21 protein-coding genes are annotated in these 23,001 nt (G+C 70.5%); 12 read left to right on the top strand and 9 right to left on the bottom strand.

Going from position 1 to position 23,001, the window contains the following annotated elements:
- The first annotated feature begins 34 nt into the window (after positions 1-34).
- The 4 genes from OG329_RS07770 (at position 35) to OG329_RS07755 (ending at position 5,034) form a co-directional block, all read left to right on the top strand.
- Positions 35-1,468, top strand: a complete 1,434-nt coding sequence (locus OG329_RS07770) for a DUF2252 domain-containing protein (RefSeq protein ID WP_405793610.1) — start codon at positions 35-37, stop codon at positions 1,466-1,468.
- Positions 1,469-1,607: 139 nt separating this feature from the next.
- Entirely contained in the window at positions 1,608-3,959 is a 2,352-nt protein-coding gene (locus OG329_RS07765) for a histidine kinase (protein ID WP_405793608.1), read from the top strand.
- Entirely contained in the window at positions 3,956-4,633 is a 678-nt protein-coding gene (locus OG329_RS07760) for a response regulator (RefSeq protein ID WP_405793607.1), read from the top strand. The genes OG329_RS07765 and OG329_RS07760 overlap by 4 nt, the downstream gene beginning before the upstream one ends.
- A gap of 47 nt (positions 4,634-4,680) precedes the next feature.
- The gene (locus OG329_RS07755) at positions 4,681-5,034 is read left to right on the top strand and encodes an SCO4225 family membrane protein (RefSeq protein WP_405793606.1); all 354 of its coding nucleotides are present in this window, start codon (positions 4,681-4,683) and stop codon (positions 5,032-5,034) included.
- Positions 5,035-5,073: 39 nt separating this feature from the next.
- On the opposite strand, the gene OG329_RS07750 is transcribed toward OG329_RS07755, so the two are convergent.
- From OG329_RS07750 to OG329_RS07740, 3 genes are all read right to left on the bottom strand, one after another.
- A complete protein-coding gene (locus OG329_RS07750; protein WP_405793605.1) occupies positions 5,074-6,027 on the bottom strand; it encodes a superoxide dismutase in 954 nt (317 codons plus the stop codon).
- 131 nt (positions 6,028-6,158) lie between these two features.
- Positions 6,159-6,980 (bottom strand): intradiol ring-cleavage dioxygenase, encoded by an 822-nt coding sequence (locus OG329_RS07745; protein WP_405793603.1) that lies wholly within the window; start codon positions 6,978-6,980, stop codon positions 6,159-6,161.
- 208 nt (positions 6,981-7,188) lie between these two features.
- The gene (locus OG329_RS07740) at positions 7,189-7,503 is read right to left on the bottom strand and encodes a hypothetical protein (RefSeq protein WP_405793602.1); all 315 of its coding nucleotides are present in this window, start codon (positions 7,501-7,503) and stop codon (positions 7,189-7,191) included.
- Between OG329_RS07740 and OG329_RS07735 the strand changes: the two genes are divergently transcribed.
- Complete coding sequence (locus tag OG329_RS07735; RefSeq protein ID WP_405793600.1) at positions 7,493-7,939, top strand: hypothetical protein; 447 nt, start codon at positions 7,493-7,495, stop codon at positions 7,937-7,939. The genes OG329_RS07740 and OG329_RS07735 overlap by 11 nt on opposite strands.
- Before the next feature lie 215 nt (positions 7,940-8,154).
- Here the strand turns inward: OG329_RS07735 and OG329_RS07730 are convergent, their stop codons facing one another.
- The 5 genes from OG329_RS07730 to OG329_RS07710 form a co-directional block, all read right to left on the bottom strand.
- Complete coding sequence (locus tag OG329_RS07730) at positions 8,155-9,516, bottom strand: geranylgeranyl reductase family protein (RefSeq protein ID WP_405793599.1); 1,362 nt, start codon at positions 9,514-9,516, stop codon at positions 8,155-8,157.
- A gap of 297 nt (positions 9,517-9,813) precedes the next feature.
- Complete coding sequence (locus OG329_RS07725; protein ID WP_405793598.1) at positions 9,814-10,704, bottom strand: biotin-dependent carboxyltransferase family protein; 891 nt, start codon at positions 10,702-10,704, stop codon at positions 9,814-9,816.
- 46 nt (positions 10,705-10,750) lie between these two features.
- A complete protein-coding gene (locus tag OG329_RS07720; protein WP_405793597.1) occupies positions 10,751-11,377 on the bottom strand; it encodes an allophanate hydrolase subunit 1 in 627 nt (208 codons plus the stop codon).
- Positions 11,374-12,234: an urea carboxylase-associated family protein gene (locus OG329_RS07715; RefSeq protein ID WP_405793596.1), complete on the bottom strand. Its 861-nt coding sequence runs from the start codon at positions 12,232-12,234 to the stop codon at positions 11,374-11,376. Before OG329_RS07715 ends, OG329_RS07720 begins: the two co-directional genes overlap by 4 nt.
- Before the next feature lie 88 nt (positions 12,235-12,322).
- On the bottom strand, positions 12,323-13,024 hold the full coding sequence (locus tag OG329_RS07710) for a GntR family transcriptional regulator (RefSeq protein WP_405793595.1): 702 nt from the start codon (positions 13,022-13,024) through the stop codon (positions 12,323-12,325).
- Between the two features lie 237 nt (positions 13,025-13,261).
- Between OG329_RS07710 and OG329_RS07705 the strand changes: the two genes are divergently transcribed.
- From OG329_RS07705 to OG329_RS07680, 6 genes are read left to right on the top strand one after another with little or no spacing between them, the layout of a single operon-like run.
- Positions 13,262-14,773 (top strand): APC family permease, encoded by a 1,512-nt coding sequence (locus OG329_RS07705; protein WP_405793593.1) that lies wholly within the window; start codon positions 13,262-13,264, stop codon positions 14,771-14,773.
- Positions 14,774-14,814: 41 nt separating this feature from the next.
- Positions 14,815-15,801 carry a hypothetical protein gene (locus OG329_RS07700; RefSeq protein WP_405793592.1) on the top strand — a complete coding sequence of 329 codons (987 nt, stop codon included), beginning with the start codon at positions 14,815-14,817 and terminating at the stop codon, positions 15,799-15,801.
- Between the two features lie 41 nt (positions 15,802-15,842).
- Positions 15,843-16,466: a DUF1989 domain-containing protein gene (locus OG329_RS07695; protein ID WP_405793591.1), complete on the top strand. Its 624-nt coding sequence runs from the start codon at positions 15,843-15,845 to the stop codon at positions 16,464-16,466.
- Positions 16,463-18,160: an amidohydrolase gene (locus OG329_RS07690; RefSeq protein WP_405793590.1), complete on the top strand. Its 1,698-nt coding sequence runs from the start codon at positions 16,463-16,465 to the stop codon at positions 18,158-18,160. The genes OG329_RS07695 and OG329_RS07690 overlap by 4 nt, the downstream gene beginning before the upstream one ends.
- Positions 18,157-19,647: an amidase gene (locus tag OG329_RS07685; RefSeq protein ID WP_405793589.1), complete on the top strand. Its 1,491-nt coding sequence runs from the start codon at positions 18,157-18,159 to the stop codon at positions 19,645-19,647. The genes OG329_RS07690 and OG329_RS07685 overlap by 4 nt, the downstream gene beginning before the upstream one ends.
- Positions 19,644-20,450 carry a LamB/YcsF family protein gene (locus OG329_RS07680; RefSeq protein ID WP_405793587.1) on the top strand — a complete coding sequence of 269 codons (807 nt, stop codon included), beginning with the start codon at positions 19,644-19,646 and terminating at the stop codon, positions 20,448-20,450. Before OG329_RS07685 ends, OG329_RS07680 begins: the two co-directional genes overlap by 4 nt.
- A 193-nt stretch (positions 20,451-20,643) precedes the next feature.
- Here the strand turns inward: OG329_RS07680 and OG329_RS07675 are convergent, their stop codons facing one another.
- Entirely contained in the window at positions 20,644-22,173 is a 1,530-nt protein-coding gene (locus OG329_RS07675) for a helix-turn-helix domain-containing protein (RefSeq protein WP_405793586.1), read from the bottom strand.
- A 240-nt stretch (positions 22,174-22,413) separates the two neighbouring features.
- Between OG329_RS07675 and OG329_RS07670 the strand changes: the two genes are divergently transcribed.
- Positions 22,414-22,998, top strand: a complete 585-nt coding sequence (locus tag OG329_RS07670) for a YdeI family protein (RefSeq protein ID WP_405793585.1) — start codon at positions 22,414-22,416, stop codon at positions 22,996-22,998.
- The last annotated feature ends 3 nt before the right edge of the window (positions 22,999-23,001 follow it).

Below are 23,001 nucleotides of genomic sequence, written 5' to 3'. Positions count from 1 at the left end.
GGGCGGGGCCGGAACTCCGAGCGGAGGCGCGACGATGGGCGAGCGTGGCCGGAAATCCGACGCGGGCGTACGGCGGCGGGCCCCGTACCTCTCCCCCCGGGAGCGGGCGGAGCAGGGCAGGACGGCGCGCAAGAGGGCGCCGAGGTCGAGCCACGCCGGGTTCGAGCCCGCCGGTGACCGGCCCGATCCGGTGGCGGTCGTGGACGCGCAGTCGAAGGCGCGGGTGCCGGACCTCGTGCCGATCCGGTACGGGCGTATGACCGAGTCGCCCTTCCGCTTCTACCGGGGCGCAGCGGCGATCATGGCGGGTGATCTGGCGGGCACACCGGACTCCGGCCTCACGGCGCAGCTCTGCGGGGACGCGCATCTGATGAACTTCCGGCTCCTCGGGTCGCCCGAGCGCCGGCTGGTGTTCGACATCAACGACTTCGACGAGACGCTGCCGGGCCCGTGGGAGTGGGACGTCAAACGGCTGGCCGCGAGCCTGGTGATCGCCGGGCGGGAGAACGGCTACTCCGCCAAGGAGCGGTCGGTGATCGTACGGGCGGCCGTGCGGTCGTACCGCGAGCGCATGCGCGCCTTCGCCGGGATGGGCAATCTGGACGTCTGGTACACCCGCGCCGACATGGCCGAACTCCAGCCGCTGGCCGACCGGCGGCTGCGTGCGAAGGGCCGGCAACGGCTGTCGGCGACGATGGCGAAGGCGCGCAGCCGCGACAGCCTCCAGGCGTTCGAGAAGCTGACGCGCTCGCGTGACGGGGAGCGCGGGTTCGCGCCCGATCCGCCGCTGCTGGTGCCGATCGACGATCTGCTCCGGGGCACGCGGCGCGACACGTTCGTCACCGAGCTGCACGAGCTGGTCGAGCGGTACGGCAGAAGCCTGTCCACCGAGCGCAGGCACCTGCTGCGGCAGTACCGGGTGGTCGATATCGCCCGCAAGGTCGTCGGTGTGGGCAGTGTGGGGACGCGCTGCTGGGTCCTGCTCCTGCTGGGCAAGGACGACACGGATCCGCTGATCCTCCAGGCGAAGGAGGCGGACCGCTCGGTGCTCGCCACGTACTCGGGCCGCAGCGAGTACCGCAACCAGGGGCAGCGCGTGGTCGCCGGGCAGCGGCTCATGCAGGCGGTGGGCGACGTGTTCCTGGGCTGGGACCGGGTGCGGGGGCTCGACGGGAAGCAACGGGACTTCTACGTGCGGCAGTTGCACGACTGGAAGGGCATCCTGGAGCCGCAGGTCATGGTGCCGGAAGGGATGCGGGTCTTCGCCGAGCTGTGCGGCGCGACGCTCGCGCGGGCCCATGCCCGGTCGGGGGACCGGATCGCCATCGCCGCGTATCTGGGCGGCGGCACCGTGTTCGACAACGCGCTCGGCGACTTCGCGGAGGGCTACGCCGACCAGAACGAGAGCGACCACGCGGCGCTGGTGGCGGCGGTGAAGTCGGGGCGGGTGAAGGCCGCGAGAGGGTGACGGGCCCTGTGTGTCCCGGTCCGGACGATTGACGGCAAACCGGACAGCGTGGCGGTCGTCTCTATCTCCGGATAGAGGTACTGATCGCTCGCTGGGGTGATGCCTACGCCTCGCGCCGGACCGTAGCGTGGGGCACATCATGGAACGAACTGACGACCGGTTTCTCCCGGTCCTGCTGCTGGGTGTCCAGGCCGCGGTGTGGCCCGGATACGCGCTGGCGCGTGGCACCGCGCCGCAGGCCGCCGACCTCCTCGCCGCCGCCCTGGCGGGCGGCCTCGTGGCCGTCGCGCTCGCGGCCCGCCGCAAGCATCCGGTGCCCGTCCTCATCCTCGTCGCCGCCGTGTGCGCGGTCGGCGCGGGGCCGCTGCCGACGGGCGCCACGGCGGTGTTCGGTACGGCCGGGGTCGCGCTGGCCCTGTTCACGGTCGCCACCGAAAGAGACCCGACCACCGCGCTGCTGTGCGTGGCCACGCTCGGGCTCTGGCAGCTCGTGCACGGCCTCACCCTGCACGGGCTGGACGGCGGCCAGGGTCTCGACCTCGTCCTGACCGCCCTGCTCTACGCGACCGCGACCGGTACGGGCCTGTTCACGCGGCGGGTACGGGCCGACCGCGGCGCCGCCGAGCGGCGTCTGCACCGGGCGCGGGGCGAGCGGCACCGGCTTCCGGCGGCGGAGCAGCGCCGTATGGAGCGGGAGTTGCACGACGTCAGCGCCCACCACCTCACGGCCGTGGTCGTGACGGTCGAGGCGGCGCTGGGGCTGCGCGACCGCCGGCCCGAACTGGCCGAGCGGGCCGTGGAGTTCGCCGCCGAGACCGGTCGTGAGGTGACCCGGGCACTGAGCGCGGTACGGGCCCCGGCGCCGTCCTCGCAGGACCTGCCCGCGCCGGAGCAGCGACTGCGCGAGCTGGTGGCCGGCTTCCACGCCCTCGGACTGCCGGTGACCGTCGAGACCGACGCCCTGCCGGACGGTTCCGTCGCCGACGCCGCGTACGGCATCGTCCGCGAGGCACTGACCAACGTCGTCCGCCACGCCTCGGGCGCCCCCACCACCGTGCGATGCGTCTACGGCGACACACAGACGGACGTCGTGGTGCGCAACGCGCCGCCGAACGTGCCGGGCCCCGGAGCTGGTACGGGCTCCGGCTCAGTCTCCGGCTCCGCCAAAGGACTTGGCGGCGGGCGCGGCCAGAACTCGTTGCGCGGCCGGGCGCGCGAGGCGGGCGGCACGCTCACCAGCGGGCCGACACCGGACGGCGGGTGGGAGGTGCGCGCGGTCCTGCCGGGGCGCAGCCGTACGGCCCCCTCGGCGTCCGTCGCGCGCGGATACCGGCTCGCCCAGGTCGTCGCGGCGGCGGGCCTGTGCTTCCAGCCGCTGCTGCCGTTCTTCATCGTCCGGGCCAGTGAGACGCCCGGCGGCCCCGGCGTCTCGGCCGGTGCGCTGTTCGCGCTGCTCGCCACCGCTCAGGTCCTCACCCTGCTGTGGCTGCGGCAGGCCCCGCGGATCGCGCTGGGCGTGCTGCTGCTCCTGGCCGGGCTCTGGCCGGCGGCGATGGCCGTGAGCGACTACGCGGGGCCGGTGCTCCTGCCTCCGGTGCTGAGCGTGCTCGCCACCTGCGTGGCGCTCGCCATGATGGTGATCGGCACTTCGGAGGCCGGACCCGGCCTGAGGCGCTGGGCACCGCCGGCCGTGGCCGCCGTGGTGCACACGGGCGCCGCGATCGCCGCCGTACTGGCCCGTGGTGCCACGGCGCCCGCATGGGAACTCCCCGCCGTCGCACTCGCCATGACGGCGCCGCAGGTCGCCGCCTGGTCGCTCGGCATCTCGTACGGGAAACGCCGACGAACCACCCGGGAACAGCATCAGGACCGGCTCGCGACCTTGGTGGAGGAGGCCGTGCGGGACGCCTGGGCCGAGCGCCGCCGTATCACCGCCGGGCTGGAGACCACCGTGCTGGCCCGCACCGCCGAAGTGGTCGAGGAGGCGGAGGCGGGACGGCTCGCACCGACGGCGGAACGCGCCCGCGAGGCCCTGACCGCCATGCGCGCCCTGCTCGAAACCGTCCACAGCGCCGGGCCCGCCGGCGAACCTCCCACCGAACCTCCCGCCGAACTCCGGCCGCAGCCCACGCTCCAGGCGCTCGACCTGCTCGTCAGCCAGTGCCGGGCCACCGGCCGCCAGGTGGAGGTGCGGCTCACCGACCGGGTGCCGAAGCGGCTGCCGGCGGAGGTGGACATCGCCGCCTACCGCGTCGCCGAGACCATCCTCCAGTCGGGCGGTGACGAGCCCGCCGTGCTCGTACTCGACGCCACGGACCGCGTCCTGACCCTGACCGCGACCGGCGTGTCCGGTGCCACCGGCCTCGCGGCACGCGAGCGACTGGTGACGCGCGCCGACGCCGTCGGCGGCACGCTGACAACGGAAGGGCCGGGCACGGTCCTGCTGCGCCTGCCCTGGAGCACGACTACGACCCGCGAGGAATCCCGATGACCCTCACCGTGATGGTCGTGGACGACCAGATGGTCGTCCGGGCGGGCTTCGCCGCCGTCATCGACGCCGAGGACGACATGACCGTCGTCGGCGAGGCCGGCGACGGCGCCACCGCCGTGACCCTCGCCGAACAGCTCGCGCCGGACGTGATCGTCATGGACGTACGGATGCCGGGGCTCGACGGCATCGCCGCCACCCGGATCCTCACCGGGCGGGAGAATCCGCCCCGCATCCTGGTGCTGACCACCTTCGACCTCGACGCGTACGTCTTCGAGGCGCTGCGCGCCGGAGCGTCCGGCTTCCTGCTCAAGGATGTGCGGGCGGCCGAACTGCTGCACGGCATCCGGGTCGTGGCCGCGGGGGAGAGCGTCCTCGCGCCGTCCGCCGCCCGCCGCCTCATCGGCCACTACGCGGCGGGTCCACCCGTCGCACCACGGACCGGGCAGGGGACCCTGGACCGGCTGACCACTCGGGAGCGCTTCGTCCTCACCCTGGTCGCCTCGGGACTGAACAACGCGGAGATCGCCGCCGAACTCGACATCACCGTCGGCACCGTCAAATCCCATGTGAACGCCCTGCTGCGCAAACTCGAGGTGCGTGACCGGCTCCAGGCGACGATCCTCGCGTACGACCTGGGCCTGGTCCGCGCGTCTCCACCGGGCGGCCACCCCTGAGACCCCCACAGCGACGAACACCCCACCACCGAAAGGGCGTTGAACCCATGAGCACCACACGCCAGGAGACCACCACCATGACTGACACCGGATCGTCCAACCGTGCCCTGCGCGGCCTGCGGCACGCCCTCAGCAGCGTTTTCGCCCGCCTCTACCTCGCCGTGTGCGTGGTGCTGACCGGCTGGGCGGTCGTGGTGAGCCTGGGCGACAATCCCGACGCCTCGTTCGCCGGGGTGGTGCCGCTGATCGCCACCGCACCGCTCAGCCTGATCGTGATCGTGCTGCCCGACCACGCCTCCATGATCTTCGTCGCGATCGGGCTCGGCGCCCTGGCCAACGCCGCCGTCATCGGCTGGTGCGCGCGGGCCCTGAGCCGGGGCCGCGCCGGCTCAAGGCCCTAGGGAATGTCTTGTCAGACCGGCTCGCTGATCCTCCCCGGCTTAGAGGGGGACGGCGACGGCGTTGAAGGTCGTGTCGGGCGTCTGGGGGCTGGTGAAGCGGGCGTTGACGACATAGAGGCGGTCACCGTAACGGGCGGCGGCGGTGGGGATGTCGAAACGCGGGTCGGTGATCGTGCGGTCCAGGGTCGCGGTGGTGACCTTGGCGTCGAGGCGGAACACGCCGATTGCGTTGCGCCGGTTCTGTACGACGTACAGCGTGCGGCCCACCCGGACGAGACCGTCACCGGTGGCCACGTCGGCCGCACCGCTCAGCGCGATCTCGGTGGCCGCGCCGCTCGACAGGGAGACGCGGTAGAGCTTGCCCGACGTGGAGTTGACGATGATCAGGCCGCGGCCGTCAGGGGTGGAGACGATCCCGTTGGCGTTCATCGCGGTGGCGCCCGGTGCCGGGGCCCAGTCGCCGCCGAGCGTGAGGGTGCGTACGGCACCCTTGGCGCCGCGCGGCACACCGTAGAGGAGGCTGCCGCGGGAGTCGGTGAACCAGGCGCGGTCGCCGAGCAGGACGGCGTCGTTGATGAACTGGGTCTCGGCGGCCAGTTGGTAGGTGGCGACGAGCCGGCCGGTGGACGAGTCGACGACCCGCGCCGCCCCGCCGGCGGCACCGGCGAGGTAGAGCAGGCCGTCGTGGTCGATCCGCAGCCCGTTGGTGACGGTGCCGGTGGCACCCTCGTCGATCACCTCGCCCCGGCCGGTGCGCAGGTCGGCGCGGTAGACGGCGCCGTTGGCCCGGGAGCCCAGATAGGCGTGGGGCCCGTCGCCGATGGTGATGCCCTCGGAGAGGAAGCCGTCCGGGAGCGGGATCTCGGTCGGCCATTCGGACGTCGCGGCGTTCGCCGAGCCGGCGTGGACACCGGCCGCCGTCAGGGTGAGCGTCGCGAGAGCGGCGCCGCGCAGGACGGCGCGTCGGGACGGTGCGGACTGGTGGTGAGGCATGCGTCGGCCCCCAGGGAGACGGAGTACGGAACTGGCGAGCCCAGGAGATCAACGGACTCTGAGACAGCCATGAGATTCGCCTTGCACCGCTCTCACATCCCGTCTCCGCCCCCGGCGAGGTGCGGGAGTGGTCAGGCCGGTGGTGTGGGCGCCGGTCCCGGGGGAATTTCGAATCCGTCGTCGTCGCCGGTCTCGGCGTCGGACAGATCCAGCCCGATGGTGAAGTCGGCGGTGTAGCCCCGTCCGGTCCGCCGGGGATCGAGCAGCATCTGGTCACCGCCGGCCGCGTAGAACCGGTCGGTGGCGTTGGTGGTGTCCGCCGGGCCCTTGCTCGCGTAGGGCTCGCGGGCCAGATACGCGGCCGTGACCGCGTCGGGGACGTAGAGCTGGGAGGTGAACTCGTACGGGTTGCCGTCGGTCCCGGTTGTGCGAACCTTGACGTGGAAGTGGACGGTCCGGCCCGCGTACCAACCGGGAAGGATGGTGACGAACCTGACCTTTCCCGCCCGGTCGGTGGTCTGGTAGCCACGCAGGAACTTCTTGCCGACGGTGCCCGCATCGGCCACGTCGGAGTAGACGCCGAGGGCGTCGCACTGCCAGATGTCGACAATCGCGTTCTTGAGCGGTGTGCATCCCCGGGAGCCGATCTTCAGGACGCCCAGATTCAGCGCGAGCACGGCGCCTTCGGCCACGGTGCCGTCGGACGGGTCGCTGCGTATGTCGGAGCGGTCGAGCTTTTCGTCCACGAAGTACGGGCCTTCGGTCTGCTCCGGTTTCGCGATGCAGTCGACCGTGGCGCGGCCGTCGCCGGAAGGCGACCAGGACGAGGTGGGCATGGCCGCGGTGGCGGCGCCCGAGCCGGCCACCGTCAGCGCGGCTCCAGCGGTACCGAGCAGGGTTATCGCCTGCCGCCTGCTGAGTACACGGCCCACAGGTTCGTCGTCGAGATGCATGAATCTCCCTACTGGAAGCGTCAGTTGAACACTCGGGTGCACCCTCGGGCTGGAGTGTACGAGCCGTTCCTGTGAGTTACTTCCGGCCGCCGCCAACCGGCCAATCCCGAACCTTCAGCGCAATCACAGGTCAGCCAAAGGCTCCTCATATGAACGGCCACCAGGCTCTGCCTCGTTGATCAAACGAGAGGAACGTCACCATGAACGACTACGACTCGACAAGCCACGCACCGTCCGGAGCGGCGCGGCGGTTGCTGTCCAGGAGGAAGAGCGCGTGGATCGTGGCCGCCGGGCTGACCTGTGCGGTGGCCGGAGTGACCGCCGCCGCTCCGTCCGTCTCGGCGAACTCCTCGTCTTCGACGTCCGCCGCGTCGACGCCCTCACCGACCGCGACGCCTACCGTTCCCCCCGAGGGCGGTCCCGTGGCCGACCCGTCCGCCGGAGGTACCACCGGCATCGTCGACACCACGTCGAAGACGGGCTTCACCCTCTCGACGGCGACGGGTGTGAAGGTGACCGTCACCGAGTCGTCCTCCACGACCTACAAGAAGGGGACCCAGCCCGCCAAGGAGAGCGCCGTGAAGAACGGCGCGAGCGTCCTTGTCCTGGGGACGGTCGACAGCGCGACCGTCGCCGCCACGCAGGTCGTCGTACAGCCCGGGGGCGACGGCGGAGCCGCCGCGGCCGAGGCGGCCGGGGTGGTCCCCTTCCAGCAGGGGACGCCCTCTCCCGCGAAGAGCGTCGGTACGATCCCGGACTACACCGAGGGCGAGGGGACGATCCTCAGCGGCACGACGGCGTACAAGGCGACGAAGGCCGCGCAGGCCGTCGTCCCCGGAGGCGTCGCCAACCGTGTGGTGGAGCTGGCCGGCGGTGAGTACGAGGTCCACAACGTGGGCGTCAACTGGCCCCACCACGTGTTCGTCAGCAAGGACTTCAAGGTCCTCGGCTACAACTAGGCCCTGTCCGGCGGATCTTCGGGGGTCCGGGACGCCTGGCACGGCACCTCCCTGCGTTGTCGGAGTCATCCAAGTACGTCCAGTACGAGGATGATCCTCCGCCTTGCGATGCACCGCACCAGCCGCCCCGGCCTGATCCCCGAAGATCCGCCGGACAGGACCTAACCGCCCCCGGAGCGCGGTGCGTTGACGCAACCGGCCGCGATCGTAGCCCTTCACGGCTTCGGTCGCGGCTTGCGCGATGCCTTCGGCGTCCGGCGCCCGCGCCCCAGGGCCGGTGTGGGCGCGGGCACAAGACGCAGCAGGGTGTGCAGGACGGCGTCGATGGCGTCGTGGCCGGGTTCGTCGGCGACCTGGGTCAGCAGCCGTGCCAGGGACCGGACCAGCACGGGCGAAGCCATGACGCGGCGGTTGAGGATCGGCCGGTAGCCGTACCGTCCCAGAACGAGGTCGGCGGCGTGGTTGCCCAGCCGGTAGTAACGCCCCCAGAGGCGGTTGATCTCCCTCGGATACTGCCGCAACGCCTCCTCCCGCCCCGGCCCGCCGGGCCGCAGCAGCGCGAGCGCGACAGCCTCGGCGGCGACCTCGCCCGCCTCCATGGCCTGGACGACCCCCTCACCGCTCCACGGGCTGATCATGCCCGCGCAGTCGCCGACCAGCAGCAGACCCCGGCTGTACTGCGGCCGGCGGTTGAAGCCCATGGGCAGCGCCGCGCTGCGCAAGGGCGAGTCGGCGTTCTCCTCGCGCAGTCCCCACTCCTTCGGCAGCCGCGCCAGCCAGTGCTCCATGGTGGCCCGCAGATCGACGGCTCCATGGCGACGGTGGGGCAGGGATCCCAGGCCGACGTTGACCCGGCCGTCGCCCAGGGGAAAGATCCATCCGTACCCTGGCAGGTCACGGCCGGTGCGCGAGCAGCGCAGATCGGCCCACAGCTCGAGGTACGGGTCATGGGTACGAGCGGTGCTGAGGTAGTAACGGCGGGCGGCGGTGGCGATCTGACGGGCCGGGTCACGTTCCAGCCCCATGGCGAGAGCCGTTCTGGCCGAGGCCCCGTCGGCGGCGATGACGACCGGCGCGCGGTATGTCCTGGGCTCCTTGTCCGCCCCGGCGACGGCCGTCACACCGGTGATCCGCCCGGCGCGGTCCGTCAGCGGTCCGGTGGCCTTCACCTCCATACGTAGCCGCGCGCCCGCCCCGGTGGCGTGGCGGACCAGGATGTCGTCGAAGTCGTGCCGGCTGCGGGTGAGCCCGAAGTCGGGCTGCCCGCCGAGGCGGGGCCAGTCGATGTGCGCCTGCCGCCCCTCGCACATCCAGCGCATGCCCCGTGTGCGCGTCCAGCCGGGGGCGTCGATGTCGACACCCATGCGCACCAGTTGGTGCACCCCGCGCGGTGTGAGGCCGTCGCCGCAGACCTTGTCGCGGGGGAAGGTCCCTTTCTCCAGCAGCAGGACATCCATCCCCGCGCGCGCCAGATACAGCGCGGCGGTCGCCCCCGCGGGCCCCGCACCTACCACGATGACCTGCGCCTGTTCGTCCCCGGCGCCCATGTCCGCCCCCGACGGCCCCGTTACCGGCATGTACGGCCTCCTGCCATCGTCGCCCGCCCGCGTCCACTGGGACGGAGCTACCCAACGAGGCGGCGGGGCAGTCCGTTAAGACCTCACAGAAGCGCGGGCACTCAGGTCGTGCGGGCCCCGGGGATCGGTCGTGTCCCCGGGGCCCACCGGTTTCCAGGTCAGCTTGTCGAGACACGTGCCGCCGGACAGGACGGGCGCGGCGGTGCCGGCGAGTACGGCGCGCCTGGGGATTCGGCGTGCCGCCGCACCCTCATCACCCCGCCCCATGGCCACATCAACGACGTGAGCCAGGAGCAGTCACCTGATCGACCGAACGAGTCCTAGACGGAAGCGTACGGTGGTGCCTGGGGCGAGTTGGGCGGCCACAGGCAGGTCCTGGCTGGTCACGACTGCGATCACGGGGTATCCGCCGGTGACGGGGTGGTCAGCGAGGAAGAGGATCGGCATGCCCGAAGGGGGTACCTGCAATGCCCCGGTGACCATGCCTTCCGGCGGGAGTTGCGTGTCGCGGCGCCAGAGCAGTGGGGCGCCTTCCAGGCGCACTCCGACGCGGTTGCTGTTGCTGCTGACCCGGTACGCCTCGCGTGTCAGGGTCTCAACGGCGTCCGGGAGGAACCAATCGTCACGTGGACCCGGCCGTATCGTCATGGTGGGGGCCTGCGAGATCGGAGCGGTCGGAGCCACGTCGACGTTCGGCCACAGTCCGCTGGGTGGGCCCAGTGGAAGGGTGTCGCCCTCGTGTACGGGGACGGGGCCGAGCCCCGACAGCATGTCGGTGGACCGGCTGCCCAGGACGGGAGGCACCGTGATGCCCCCGGCGATGGCGAGGTACGTGCGTACGCCGCGTGTGGGGGCGTCGAGCGTGAGCGTCTGGCCCGCACGTGCGTACGTGGGGCTGTTCGAGGCGACCGGCCGGCCGTCCACGGTTGCCCGCACAGGTGCCCCGGTGACTGCGAAGAGGACGGTGTCGTGCACCCGTATCGAGAGGCCGCCGAACGTTGTCTCCAGTGTGGCGGCGTCTTCGGGGTTGCGCACCAGCCTGTTCCCGAGCGCGTGGGAGCGCGGATCGGCGGCCCCGGAGGGGGATACGCCGAGGGATGCCATGCCTGGTCGGCCAGGGTCCTGCACCGTGGTCAGCGGACCGGTGCGAAGCACCGTGATCCGTCTGACCGTCGTCGACGTGCCCATTGGCGGTGAATCCTCCCGGGGGACGGTGATGAGTGGATCAGTGAGGTCATTGCGCAGTGAACCGCAGCTCAGAGCCCGGGGAGAGGAGAGCCGGCGGGTCGCGGTCGGGATCGAACAGTTCTGCCTGGGTGCGGGCGAGCAGGTGCCAGCCGCCTGGCGAGGGGCGGGGGTAGATGCCGGTGTAGCGGTCGGCGATGGCCACCGAGCCGCTGGGCACCGCGGTTCTCGGAGTGTCCAGGCGAGGCAGGTACAGCAGGGGGTCGAGGCCGGAGAGGTAGACGAAACCCGGCGCGAAGCCGCAGAACTGGGCGGTGTAAAGGGCTGCCGTGTGCCGGGCGACGACCTCCTCCACGGACACTCCGATCTGCGCCGCGACTGCGTGCAGGTCGTCGCCGTCGTAGCGGGCGGCAATGTTGATGGGCGCGGATTTCGTTTCCGGGTCGACAGGCCCCTGGCCTTCGTCCAGAGCCATGTCGATGGCGAAGCGGAGGGTGTCCGCGGCGGTTCTGTCTGAGACGACGAGCAGGGTGAGTGCTCCGGGGACGACGTCGCGTACGCCCTGGGGCTTCTGTGCGGCCAGCGTCGCATGCGCCGTCCTGACCTGTGCGGTGTCGGCGAATTCGAGGAGTAGCGCGCGGTCCCCGGCCGGGCGGACCCGCCGCGGTGCGGTCACTGCGTCTTTCCCGCGTCGTCGTGGTCGCGCCACGAGGTGTGACGCAGGCCGTGCCGGCCCGCGTAGGCGGGGGACCGGGGTGGCTCCCAGCGGTGCAGTGCCTCGGGAGCGACCCGGTACACCTCGACGCCCAGGGGGCGGCACACCGAGAGCGGGTCCACCGCGTCGGGCCCCCACAGCGGCAGGGAGAGGTCCCCGGCGGGGCAGGTCGAGAGGGCGAACAGCAGGTCGATCTCGGCGAAGAACTCGACGTAGTCGCCGGCGCGGGCGGGGGACGCCTTCATGAAGTACTCGTCGTCTTCGTTGAGTCCGGTGGCCTGGAAGACGTTGAGGACGTCGTGGACGTCCGACTCCTCCAATCCGAAGGGCTGGACCGCGCGGACCAGGTTCGAGTGGCAGTGGTAGTCGAAATCCTCACCCGTCAGCAGCCGGTTGACATACGGGTCACAGCGCGTGCCGAGCAGGTCGTGGACGCGGGCGCCGTCCCCGTCGATGCCGTGGTCGGCGAGGGTGTCGGCGACAATGGTGGTCAGCGGACGCAGGTGGGGCAGCGTGGACCAGAGGCGGTCGAACGTGGTGACGTGGGCGCTTTCCATCTGCCGGGTGCGGGCGGCCCACATGCGCTCGCGTGGATTGTGCCGGTTCCAGATGTTGAGGTCGGCGACCTGCGGCCCCTCGATGGTCGTGAGCCGGCATATGTGCCCCGCAGGAACCTCCCAGGCCCGGCCTGAGCGGATGGGGAGGACGAACTCCTCGACGAGGACGCGGCCTCCGGCGCTCACGATGCCCGCGTAGAGGTTTCGGTCAACGTCGAGTACGCCGCCCTTCGTCTGATAAGCGGCTGGGTAGTTGCCCATGAGTACGGCCTTTCGTTGCGAGGCGGGGAACGGGGAAAGCGGCCGGCCGCGCGGTGGCAGACCTTGCCGTGGATCAGGGGCGCGGTGGTTACGAACGGGTGGCCGTCCGCAGGGCGGCCAGAACCTGCGCTTCGGAGTCGTCGAGGTATTCGCTCAGTACGCCGCGCGCGTGGGCGACGTATCCGGTCCGGAGCAGCGTGTACAGGTCCCGGTCCCGCTCGGGCCAGGTGCACTGGAACTCGCGTTCGTCACGTGCGGCACCCCAGGCCAGGCGCAGTTGTGCTGCCAGTAGCCGGAAGAAGTCGTCGCACAGAGGGCTTGCGAGCAGGCCGACCAGGGCCTGATGGAAGTGCAGGCTCGCGGTTCCCACATCCCGCCACCGCTGCGCGGTGGCGGCCTGCTCGGCTTCCACCACTCCCGTGGCCAGACAGCCGACCTCGGCGTCTGAGCGCAACGCACTGGCGTTGACCGCCTGCAGTTCCAGGACGCGCCGGGCCCGGTAGATGTCGCGTACCTGCTCGGCGGTGATGGTGGCCACGACGGCGCCCTTGTAGAGCTCCTGTGTCACCAGCCCTTCGGCAACCAGCGCGCGCAGCCCTTCGCGCAGTGTGTTGCGGGAAACCCCGAGGTCTGCGGCGAGTGTGGATTCGCGCAGGGGGGTGCCCGATGGCAATTCGCCGCCCATGATGCGGGTTCGGATCCCTGCGGCGACGCGTTCGGCGCTGTCGCTGCCCTCGGGCGTCTTCGCCGTCTTCGCCGTCTGTGGGGTGGCTGGTCTCTGTGTCACCATGCCGCGACTCTAGTCGTTTCGTTCAACCAAAACCAGACCGGTATTCCGTTCATAACGGACTAATATTAAGGAATCGTCCAGAGTATTGACGGGGATTGATGAACGATCTAGCGTCGCGGGATGGACACTGACAGAACGACATCCGCGCCGGGGGCGGCTGCCGCACCGGCTTGGGTCAGGGCCGCGTCGAGGTCCGACGGAACCCACGTCGGGTTCGTCCGACGATCGGCGGTGGCGGTGAGGCAGATCTCCGGGGCCGACGCGTTGATCGGCAACATCCTCATCGTCAACTTCGTGGCCGCGGTGACCACGATTATGGTCGTACCGTTCGTGTTCCCTGGCGCGAACGTCCCCCTGGCCGTGCTGTTGGCCATGGTGCCCTCATTCGCACTGGCGACCGTATACGTGCTCTTCGCGCTGGCGATGCCACGCTCCGGAGGGGAGTACGTCTATGTCTCCCGCGTGTTCCATCCGGCTGTCGGCTTCGCCGCCAACTTCAGTTTCACGGTCTGGAACATCCTGTTCGGGGGGCTGCTGGTGCATCAGTTCACCTCGGTGTACCTGTCCAGCTTCTGCACGTCGATCGGCTGGACCGCCGGTGCGAACGCCGCGTCCGAGACCTGGGTGATCCTCGCCGTCGGCGCCGTCCTCATCCTCGCCACGACGATCCCGGTCATGTGGGGAACCCGCCTGGCGATGCGAGCGATGAAGGCAACGTTCTACATCGGGGCCGTACTGCTGGGGATCACCTTGGTCGTGCTGGCCGTCCGCGGACACGACGCCTTCGTGTCGTCGGTCAATGAACAGGCTTCCTACCAGGGCGTCATCAACGAGGCACGCGGCAATGAAGCCGCCGGTGGCGGCACGTCCCTCAGCTCGACCCTCCAGGCCGTCGCGCTCATCAGCCTCACCACGCTGTTCGTGGTCTCATCCACTTACACCACCGGTGAAGTGGAAGACGTCCGCCGGTCGGTGCCGCGGGCGGTGTACGGGTCCGCGCTGATCGGCGGCCTGGCCGTCGCCCTCATGGCCTTCCTCGCGACCCAGGTCTGGGGCACGGACTTCCTTGCCGCCGCGGGCAGCTTGGCAGATGCGGGCCCGGCCTCGTACCCGCTCGAACAGGAGCCCAGCTTCGCCTACTTCAGCGTGCTGACCCAGGGAGGCTGGCCGTTCGCGGTGGCGGTGAACCTGTCGTTCCTGTGCCTCATCGTCGGGAACCTGCTGTTCGGCACTGTCACCATCAGTCGATGTCTCGCCGCATGGTCCATGGACGGCATCGGACCCAGCCGCCTCGGCAAGCTGAACGCCCGCCACCGCACTCCGCGCAATGCGGTCGCCGCCTTCACGGTCCTGTCCCTGGCCGCTCTGGTCTACTACGCCTTCAACGACAACGTGACCTTCCTGGCAGGCGCCACACTCGGATTCATTTCGACGTTCCTCACCGTCGCGGCGGCGGCGATCGTGTTCCCCTACCGGCGCCGTGAGCAATATGAAGGCTCCGCCGCGGACCGGCGCGTCTTGCGGCTGCCCGCCATCGCCGTCGCCGGAGCTGCGACGGCCCTGTTGCTCGGCGCCATGGTGGCCGCGTTCCTGGCCAACGACGCCTTCGACGCCAACGGCATCACCGGACTGCTGTTCCTCGGCGGCTACTGGGTGCTCGGGCTGGCTTTGTTCGCCGCGTACCGGGCCCGCCGACGCCGTCAAGGCGTGCCGTTCGACCTCGCCTTCAAAGAGCTCTCCGCCCGCTGACCGGCGCTGCGCCGAAGCGACATCCACGACAGGAGCGCGACATGAGCACAACGCAACCCCGGACCCGGCTGTTCTTCGCCGCGGACCTGCGCGGATCCACCCGGTGCTTCCGCAAGTTCCTCAACGCCGCCGAGGCGTACGACGCCGATCTCCTCGTCCTGGCCGGCAACCTCACCGGTCACCGGCTGATCCCGATGGTCGGGGCCGGGGCCGGGACCGGGGCCGGGACCGGCCCCCGGCAAACCACCCTGGGTGGGCGGCCGCTCCACCTCGAAACCCGCCGCGAGATCGCAGAATTCGAGAACGCCGCCGCCGACACAGGCGCCTACGCCGTCCGCGTGACCCCGGACGTGCTGCACGCCCTCGACCAGGATCCTTCCTTCGTCGACCGCACCTTCCGGCGCCTCGCCACCGAGCGGCTGGCCGAATGGCTGGACATGGCCTTCGAACGACCCGGCCCGCGGCCGCACCGCACCGTGGTGAGCTGCGGCAACGACGACCCGGTGGAACTCGACACACTCATCGACACCTGCGCCGCAGTCGAACGCGCGGACGCGGCCCCCGTGGTGGTCGACGACCACCACGTCCTTGTCGGATGCGGATGGACCCCCATCTCCTGCTGGCGAAGCGAACGAGAGCGCAGCGAGGCCGAGATCAGTCGACTCCTGGACGACTCCGTACGACAGGCGCTCGCCGTCCGGGAACAGGTGATCCTCGATGTGCACACTCCGCCGTACGACAGCGGAATCGACGACACCCCGATCCTCGACGACACCCTGCGACCCCGCACCGAGGCAGGCCAACCGATCTTCGGCCCCGGCGGCAGCACAGCAGTGCGACAAGCCATCGAGACCCACCGGCCCGTGCTCTCTCTCCACGGCAAGACACACGAAGGCCGCGGCGCGGTCCGCCTCGGCGACACCTTCGCCGTCAACCCCGGCAGCGAATCCGCCGAAGGAATCCTGCGGGGCGTCGTCGTGGACCTCGGAAGCCACGGCATGACCACCCACCTCTTGACCTCCGGCTGAACCGGACCGCCCCACCAACCCGCACCGAGAAGGAACAACCTATGGACACCGCCGACCGCACCGAAGCACAGCGCATTGTCATCGCTCCCCAGACCGGGCAGGCCATCCCCGTCCTCGCCGGCCAGCTCGTCCAGGTCCGCGACCTCGAAGGCCGGCAGGTCGGCGACCTGTGGGCGATCGACCGCACCGACCCGACACGCTGGCTCCACACCGCGCACACCCGAGACCGCCTGGAGCGACTCTTCCCGCGCCTGGGCGAGTCGTTCGTCGACCAGGTGGGCAACCCCATCCTCGCCCTGGTCGCGGACAGCTCCAAAGGCGTCCACGACATGCTCTTCCCGCCCTGCAACGCCCCGCTGTACGAGACCGAGAACCTCTTCGACCACCCGAACTGCCATGACAACTTCCTGGCCGCCGTCGACGCGGTCGGAGTGAACCTGCCCGTCGTCCCCGACCCGGTGAACCTCTTCCAGAACTCGGTGCCCCAGCCGGACGGCAGCCTCAACGTGGGGGTGGCCGCGTCCGAACCCGGCGACACTGTCACCTTCCGCGCGCTGCGTCACCTGTGGTTCGTCCTCACGTCCTGCTCCGTCGACAACTGGCCGACCAACAACATGCGCTGCACGCCCCTCGAGGTGATCGTGCACGCGGAGCCGGGCTCATGACCCACCGTCACGCCCGGCCGGTCATCGTCCGGGCCCGCGTCATCCACACCATGGACCCCCAGTTCCCACAAGCCCGCGCGATGGTGATCCTCGGCGACAGGATCGCCGCCGTCGGCGACCCCGCCGACCTCGCGGGACTCTTCCCGCACGCCCGGCATGCCGACTTCGGCGACCGCGTCGTGGTCCCCGGGTTCAACGACGCCCACCAGCATCTGTGCGCCATGGCCGCGACGGCGGACCATCTCGACCTCGGTACCCCGGATCGCGCCGACCGCGCACGCGCACTGCGTGACCTCGCCGACCTGTGCGCGCGTACGCCCCCCGGCCAGTGGGTCCGCGCGTTCGCCTACGACCACACCGACACCGGCCAGGGACCGCTCACCCGAACCGACCTCGATGCGGTCAGCGTCCACCACCCCATCCTGATCAGCCACGTCAGTGACCACTGGGGAGTCCTCAACTCACTCGGACTCGCACGCACCGCCCCATCCGCAGGCCCTCCCCACGACAACCCACCCGCAGGCGGACCGGACGGCCGAATCTACGAGGCCGACTTCTTCCGCCTCGCCCTCGCAGACGACGACACACTCATTGACCAACCCACCCCGGAACGTCACCTACGCGGACTGGAAGACCTCACCCGACGTCACCACGCCGCCGGTATCACCTCCATCGGCGACGCCCTTGTCACTCCGGCCCAACTCGCCATCTACCAAAGGGCCAGGCATGAGAACCGGCTGACACTGCGCGTCGGCCTCCTGCTGGACGCCACACACGCCGACGACTACCTGGACTTGGGCATCGGCAGCGGCATGGGAGACACCATGCTGCGCATCGGCGGCTTCAAGGCCATCGCCGACGGCTCCATCGCCGGCCGCACCTGCCTGCTCGAAGCGCCGTACAGCGACGCCCACGACCCCGAAGACCGCGGGCTGCAGGTCACCGACCCCGAGGAACTCACCGCGCTGACACGGCGGGTGCACGACGCCGGAAGCGTCATCGCGATCCACGCCAACGGCGACCGCGCGATTGCCCAGGCCCTCGACGCGATCGAGACCGCCCAGGCACACGGACCGACCTCACACACCCGGCACCGCGTCGAACACTGCACGGTCCTCACGCCGAGCCTCGTCACCAGGCTGAAGGCCACCGGCACCGCCGCCGTCCCGTTCGGCGCCTACATCAGCCACCACGGCCCCAAACTGCTGCGGTGGTACGGCCCCGAACGCCTGAACGGCATGTTCGCTCACCGCTGGCTCCTCGACGCCGGTGTCCCGGTCGGAGGCTCATCCGACTACAGCGCCAGCCCGTTCGAACCCCTGATCGCCCTGCACAGCATGATCACCCGCCGCAGCGCCGACGGAACCGTCCTCGGTGCGCAACAACGCGTCACCGCCGCCGAGGCCCTGTGGATCTACACAGCGGGTTCCGCGACCGTCGCGGGTGAGGAGCACATCAAGGGACGACTGAGCCCCGGCTACCTCGCCGACTTTGTCGTCCTCGACGAGGACCCCCTCACGGTTTCCGTGGACGATTTGCCCACCGTGGGCGTGCACCAGACCGTCGTCGGTGGACACACCGTGTGGTCCACCGACGACAGCGCCAATCTCGCGGCCGACACCCGGGGCGCCCCCCGTGCCGAGGTACCCACCGGTCTCGAGCCCCACGACCTCCACATTGCGAGAAGAACATGACCACGAAGTCCTGGCCTCTGCCCCTCGATCCGGCGGCCGACGCCGAACTGACGTTTCTGCGCTCCGCGGCCGCGACCCTCCCCGACACCGGGCCGGCCGCATTCGCCGGCCCACGACCCACCCGGCAACCCCGACTGCTCGACCTGCCCGCCCCTCCGCCGTATCTCCCCCTCGACGACACCGGGCTCCGGCAGCACCTGGCGCGAGCACGGCGGCGCGCCGACGACACCGCGACCGGAGCACTGGTCTGGAGCGACTGGGACATCAGCCCGACCGCACAGCACGCGCCACTGCGAGGCCTGACCGTCGGCGTCAAGGAGAACATCGACGTCGCCGGTCACCCCACCCGCGCGGGCAGGGCAGCCAACGTGCCACCGGCCGTCGCGGACGCACCCGTCGTCACGGCACTGCGGAACGCCGGCGCGCTGCCCGTTGCCGGATGCGCCATGACCGAACTCGCCGTGTGCTTCGACGGAAACCCCAACCGTCCGCCCGTCGTCAACCCGCTCGATCCCACACTCATCTCCGGCGGATCGTCGTCCGGCTCGGCCGTCGCCGTCGCGGCCGGCCTCGTCGACGTCGCACTCGGCACCGACACCGGAGGATCGGTACGTGTCCCCGCCGCCGCCTGCGGCGTCGTCGGCGTCAAACCCACCTTCGGCCGGATGTCGCGCACCGGCACCGTCACCTTGTCTCCCAGCCTCGACCATATCGGCGTCATCGCCCCCGACGTCGCCCTCGCCTGGGCCGTCCTCGACATCCTCCTCGGCCCGGACACGGACACCGAGGCGCAGACCCGCCACACCGGCCACCCCGGACCGAGTCCCCAAGAGAGCTCTCCAGACATACGCGTCGGCTGGCCCACCGGGTGGATCGCCCAGGCCGACCCGGACATCGCCGACCGCTGCCGCGAGGTCCTGGACGCCTGCGGCAGCGCCGACGTCATCGAGGTCGACATGCCCGTCGCCGCAGAGACCGCCGCGGCGACGAACTACCTGATCCTGGCCGCAGAAGCCGCCGAACTCCTGCGCGATGCGGTCCTCGCGGACGCCGACACCGACCCGCGGGTGCGCTCACTCGTTGCCGCCGGCAGCCGGCTGACACCGTCGGAGGTTGCCGCGGCCCACCGGAACCGCCTCGCCCTGAGCGGTGAGTTCGCCAACGCGTTCGCCGACGTCGACCTCATCGCCACGCCGGTGCTTCCCTCGCACACACCTCGGATCGGCCAGACCGAACTGCCCGCGGCGGACGGGCGCGTGCTCGAATGGCCAGGCAGCGCGGACCTGTTCACCGCGGCCGCCAACGCCACCGGACTACCCGCCCTGAGCCTGCCCGTAGTCGCCGCGAAGGCCCCGCCCATCGGCCTGCAACTGATTGCACCGTGGGGCCAGGACCGTGCGCTGATGCGAGCGGCACACCTGCTCGAGCGCCAAACCCAGGCACCGACCCGCGGGGAAACCGACACTCGGCGCCGAGGTGACCGGTGACACGGCTGACAGCGACGGCCGACGGGTGGTCCCAGGACGATGACGCGGCGACCATCGACCTCAACGCCGATGTCGGGGAGGGATTCGGAGCCTGGCGCATGGGGGATGACGATGCGCTTCTCGACATCGTGTCCAGCGCCAACGTCGCCTGCGGATTCCACGCAGGCGACCCGCCGACCATGCGCCGCGTCACACAGGCCGCCGCAGCGCGCGGCGTCGCGGTCGGCGCCCACGTGGCCTACCGGGACCTCGCCGGCTTCGGTCGCCGCCGCATCACGATGGACCCCGAAGACCTGGCTGACGAAATCACTTACCAGATCGGTGCCTTGGACGCCTTCTGCCGCGCTGCCGGTGACCGCCTGCGCCACATCAAGCCGCACGGCGCTCTCTATCACGCATGCGCCCAAGACAGCCTTCAGGCGCGTGCCGTCGTCGACGCCGTGGCGGGCTACGACTCCGGCCTGGCCGTGTTCGGACAGCCCGGCTCCAGCCTGCTCGCCCTGGCGCACCGAGCCGGACTTCGGACCGTCCCAGAGGGCTTCGCGGACCGCCAGTACGCTTCGGACGGCACACTACTTCCGCGAGACCACGCTGCCGCACTCCTCACTGACCCCTCCGCGGTTGTCGCCCAAGCCGTGCAAATCGTACGGTCGCACACAGTGCGCGCCGCGGATGGGACGAACGTCGCCGCGCCCGCAGAGACGCTTTGCATCCATGGCGACACCCCTGGCGCCGTGGAACTGGCACGCCGAGTGCGCGTCGGCCTGGAACGTCGTGATGTGCTCATTGCCACACCCAAGTGAGACCAGGCCGCGTCGAGCCGGTGCGAGCACGCGAAGCTCCTCGCTCAACTCGCCGAGTGCCCGGCGACCCACCGGTGGCCCGCCCGACGGCCCGTCGAGGGCCCACAGTCCCAGAGAAGTCCCAGAGACGCGTCGCACCCCGCCATGACCCGCTAAACAGCAGGTCAGACGGGGTGTCGACGGCGTCGCCGGTTCAGATGTCGCGGAAGATCTCGATCTGCGCGCCCACCGAGTTCAGCCGCTCCGCCAGGTCCTCGTAACCGCGGTTGATCACATACACGTTGCGCAGCACCGACGTGCCGTCCGCCGCCATCATCGCCAGCAGCACCACCACGGCGGGGCGCAGCGCCGGCGGGCACATCATCTCCGCCGCGCGCCAGCGGGTCGGGCCCTCCACCAGGACCCGGTGCGGGTCGAGGAGTTGGAGCCGGCCGCCGAGGCGGTTGAGGTCCGTCAGGTAGATGGCGCGGTTGTCGTAGACCCAGTCGTGGATCAGGGTCGTGCCCTGCGCGACGGCGGCGATCGCCGCGAAGAACGGCACATTGTCGATGTTGAGGCCCGGGAAGGGCATCGGGTGGATCTTGTCGATCGGCGACTCCAGCTTCGAGGGCCGTACGGTCAGGTCCACCAGCCGCGTACGGCCGTTGTCCGCCGGGTATTCGGGCGTACGGTCGTGGTCCAGGCCCATCTCCTCCAGCACCGCGAGTTCGATCTCCAGGAACTCGATCGGCACCCGGCGGATCGTCAGCTCCGACTCGGTGACCACGGCGGCGGCGATCAGGCTCATCGCCTCGACCGGGTCCTCGGAGGGGGAGTAGTCCACATCGGTGTCGATGCTCGGCACGCCGTGCACGGTGAGCGTGGTGGTGCCGACGCCGTCGACCCGTACCCCGAGCGCGTCCAGGAAGAAGCACAGGTCCTGGACCATGTAGTTCGACGACGCGTTACGGATGACGGTGACGCCGTCGTGCCGGGCGGCGGCCAGCAGCGCGTTCTCCGTGACCGTGTCGCCGCGTTCGGTCAGCACGATGGGCCGGTCCGGTGAGGTCGAGCGGTCGACCACCGCGTGGTACAGCCCCTCGGTCGCCGTGATGTCCAGGCCGAAGCGGCGCAGCGCGATCATGTGCGGCTCGATCGTGCGCGTACCGAGGTCGCAGCCGCCCGCGTACGGCAGCCGGAAGTTGTCCATGCGGTGCAGCAGCGGGCCGAGGAACATGATGATCGAGCGGGTACGGCGGGCGGCGTCCGCGTCCATGGCGGCCATGTCCAGCTCCGCCGGCGGCACGATCTCCAGATCCATGCCGTCGTTGATCCAACGGGTGCGTACACCGATGGAGTTGAGCACTTCGAGGAGCCGGTAGACCTCCTCGATACGCGCCACCCGCCGCAGGACCGTGCGTCCCTTGTTCAGCAGCGAGCCGCAGAGCAGCGCCACGCACGCGTTCTTGCTCGTCTTGACGTCGATGGAGCCGGAGAGCCGGCGTCCGCCGACCACCCGAAGATGCATAGGCCCGGAGTAACCGAGCGACACGATCTCACTGTCGAGCGCCTCACCGATGCGCGCGATCATCTCAAGGCTGATGTTCTGGTTGCCGCGTTCGATACGATTCACGGCGCTCTGGCTGGTGGCCAGCGCCTCCGCAAGCTGCGTCTGAGTCCAGCCCCTGTGCTGGCGGGCGTCACGGATGAGCTTGCCGATGCGTACGAGGTAGTCGTCTGCCATGGCGCCAAGTTATCTCATATGTGAGATGGCGGGGAGGTTGGGGTGCGCCATTCGTGGCACACCCGCGAGCGCCGGTGGGGCCGGCGCGCACACGCACCTCGTCCTCCATCCTGGCCCGGCTCACGGTATGCGGCGAGCGGGGTACGGCCGGACGGGGCCGTACCGCCGGTTCGTACCGCCGGTTCGTACCGCCCCTCATCTAGGACACGCTCTGTCCTAGAGCGTGGCTAGCGTTGCCGAATGGAATCGATCGACGGAATTGAAGTCCTCGCGTTCGCGGACGGTGCCGAGTTGGAGGCATGGCTGGCGGACCACCACGACACCCAGCGGTCCGGGGCCTGGCTGAAGATCGGCAAGAAGAACTGCCGTCAGGCGTCGGTCGGTTACGTGGAAGCTGTCGAAGCCGCCCTCTGCTTCGGCTGGATCGACGGCCAGGCCAGGTCCTACGACGCGGACCACTACCTCCAGAGATTCACACCGCGCCGGCCGAGGAGCATCTGGTCCAAGGTCAACGTCGGACGGATCGAGACGCTGACCGAGGCGGGTCGGATGCGCGAACCGGGCCTCGCGCAGGTCCGGGCGGCGCAGGCGGACGGCCGTTGGGACGCGGCGTACGCGTCGCAGAAGAACGCGGCCGTGCCGTCCGACCTGACCGCCGCGCTGGCGGGCGACAGCCGGGCGCGGGAGGCTTTCGAACAACTGGACAGGTCGGCCCGCTACCGCGTGCTGCTGAGGCTGATGACCGCCCGTACCCCGGAGGTCAGAGCGGCGCGACTCGACCGCGCACTCGCCGTCCTGACGTCGGATTCACCCGAATCCCTCTGATCG

It is taken from the genome of Streptomyces sp. NBC_01506, from assembly GCF_045040295.1.
Lineage (GTDB): Bacteria > Actinomycetota > Actinomycetes > Streptomycetales > Streptomycetaceae > Streptomyces.
This window is presented reverse-complemented; position numbering and strand designations above follow the sequence as displayed.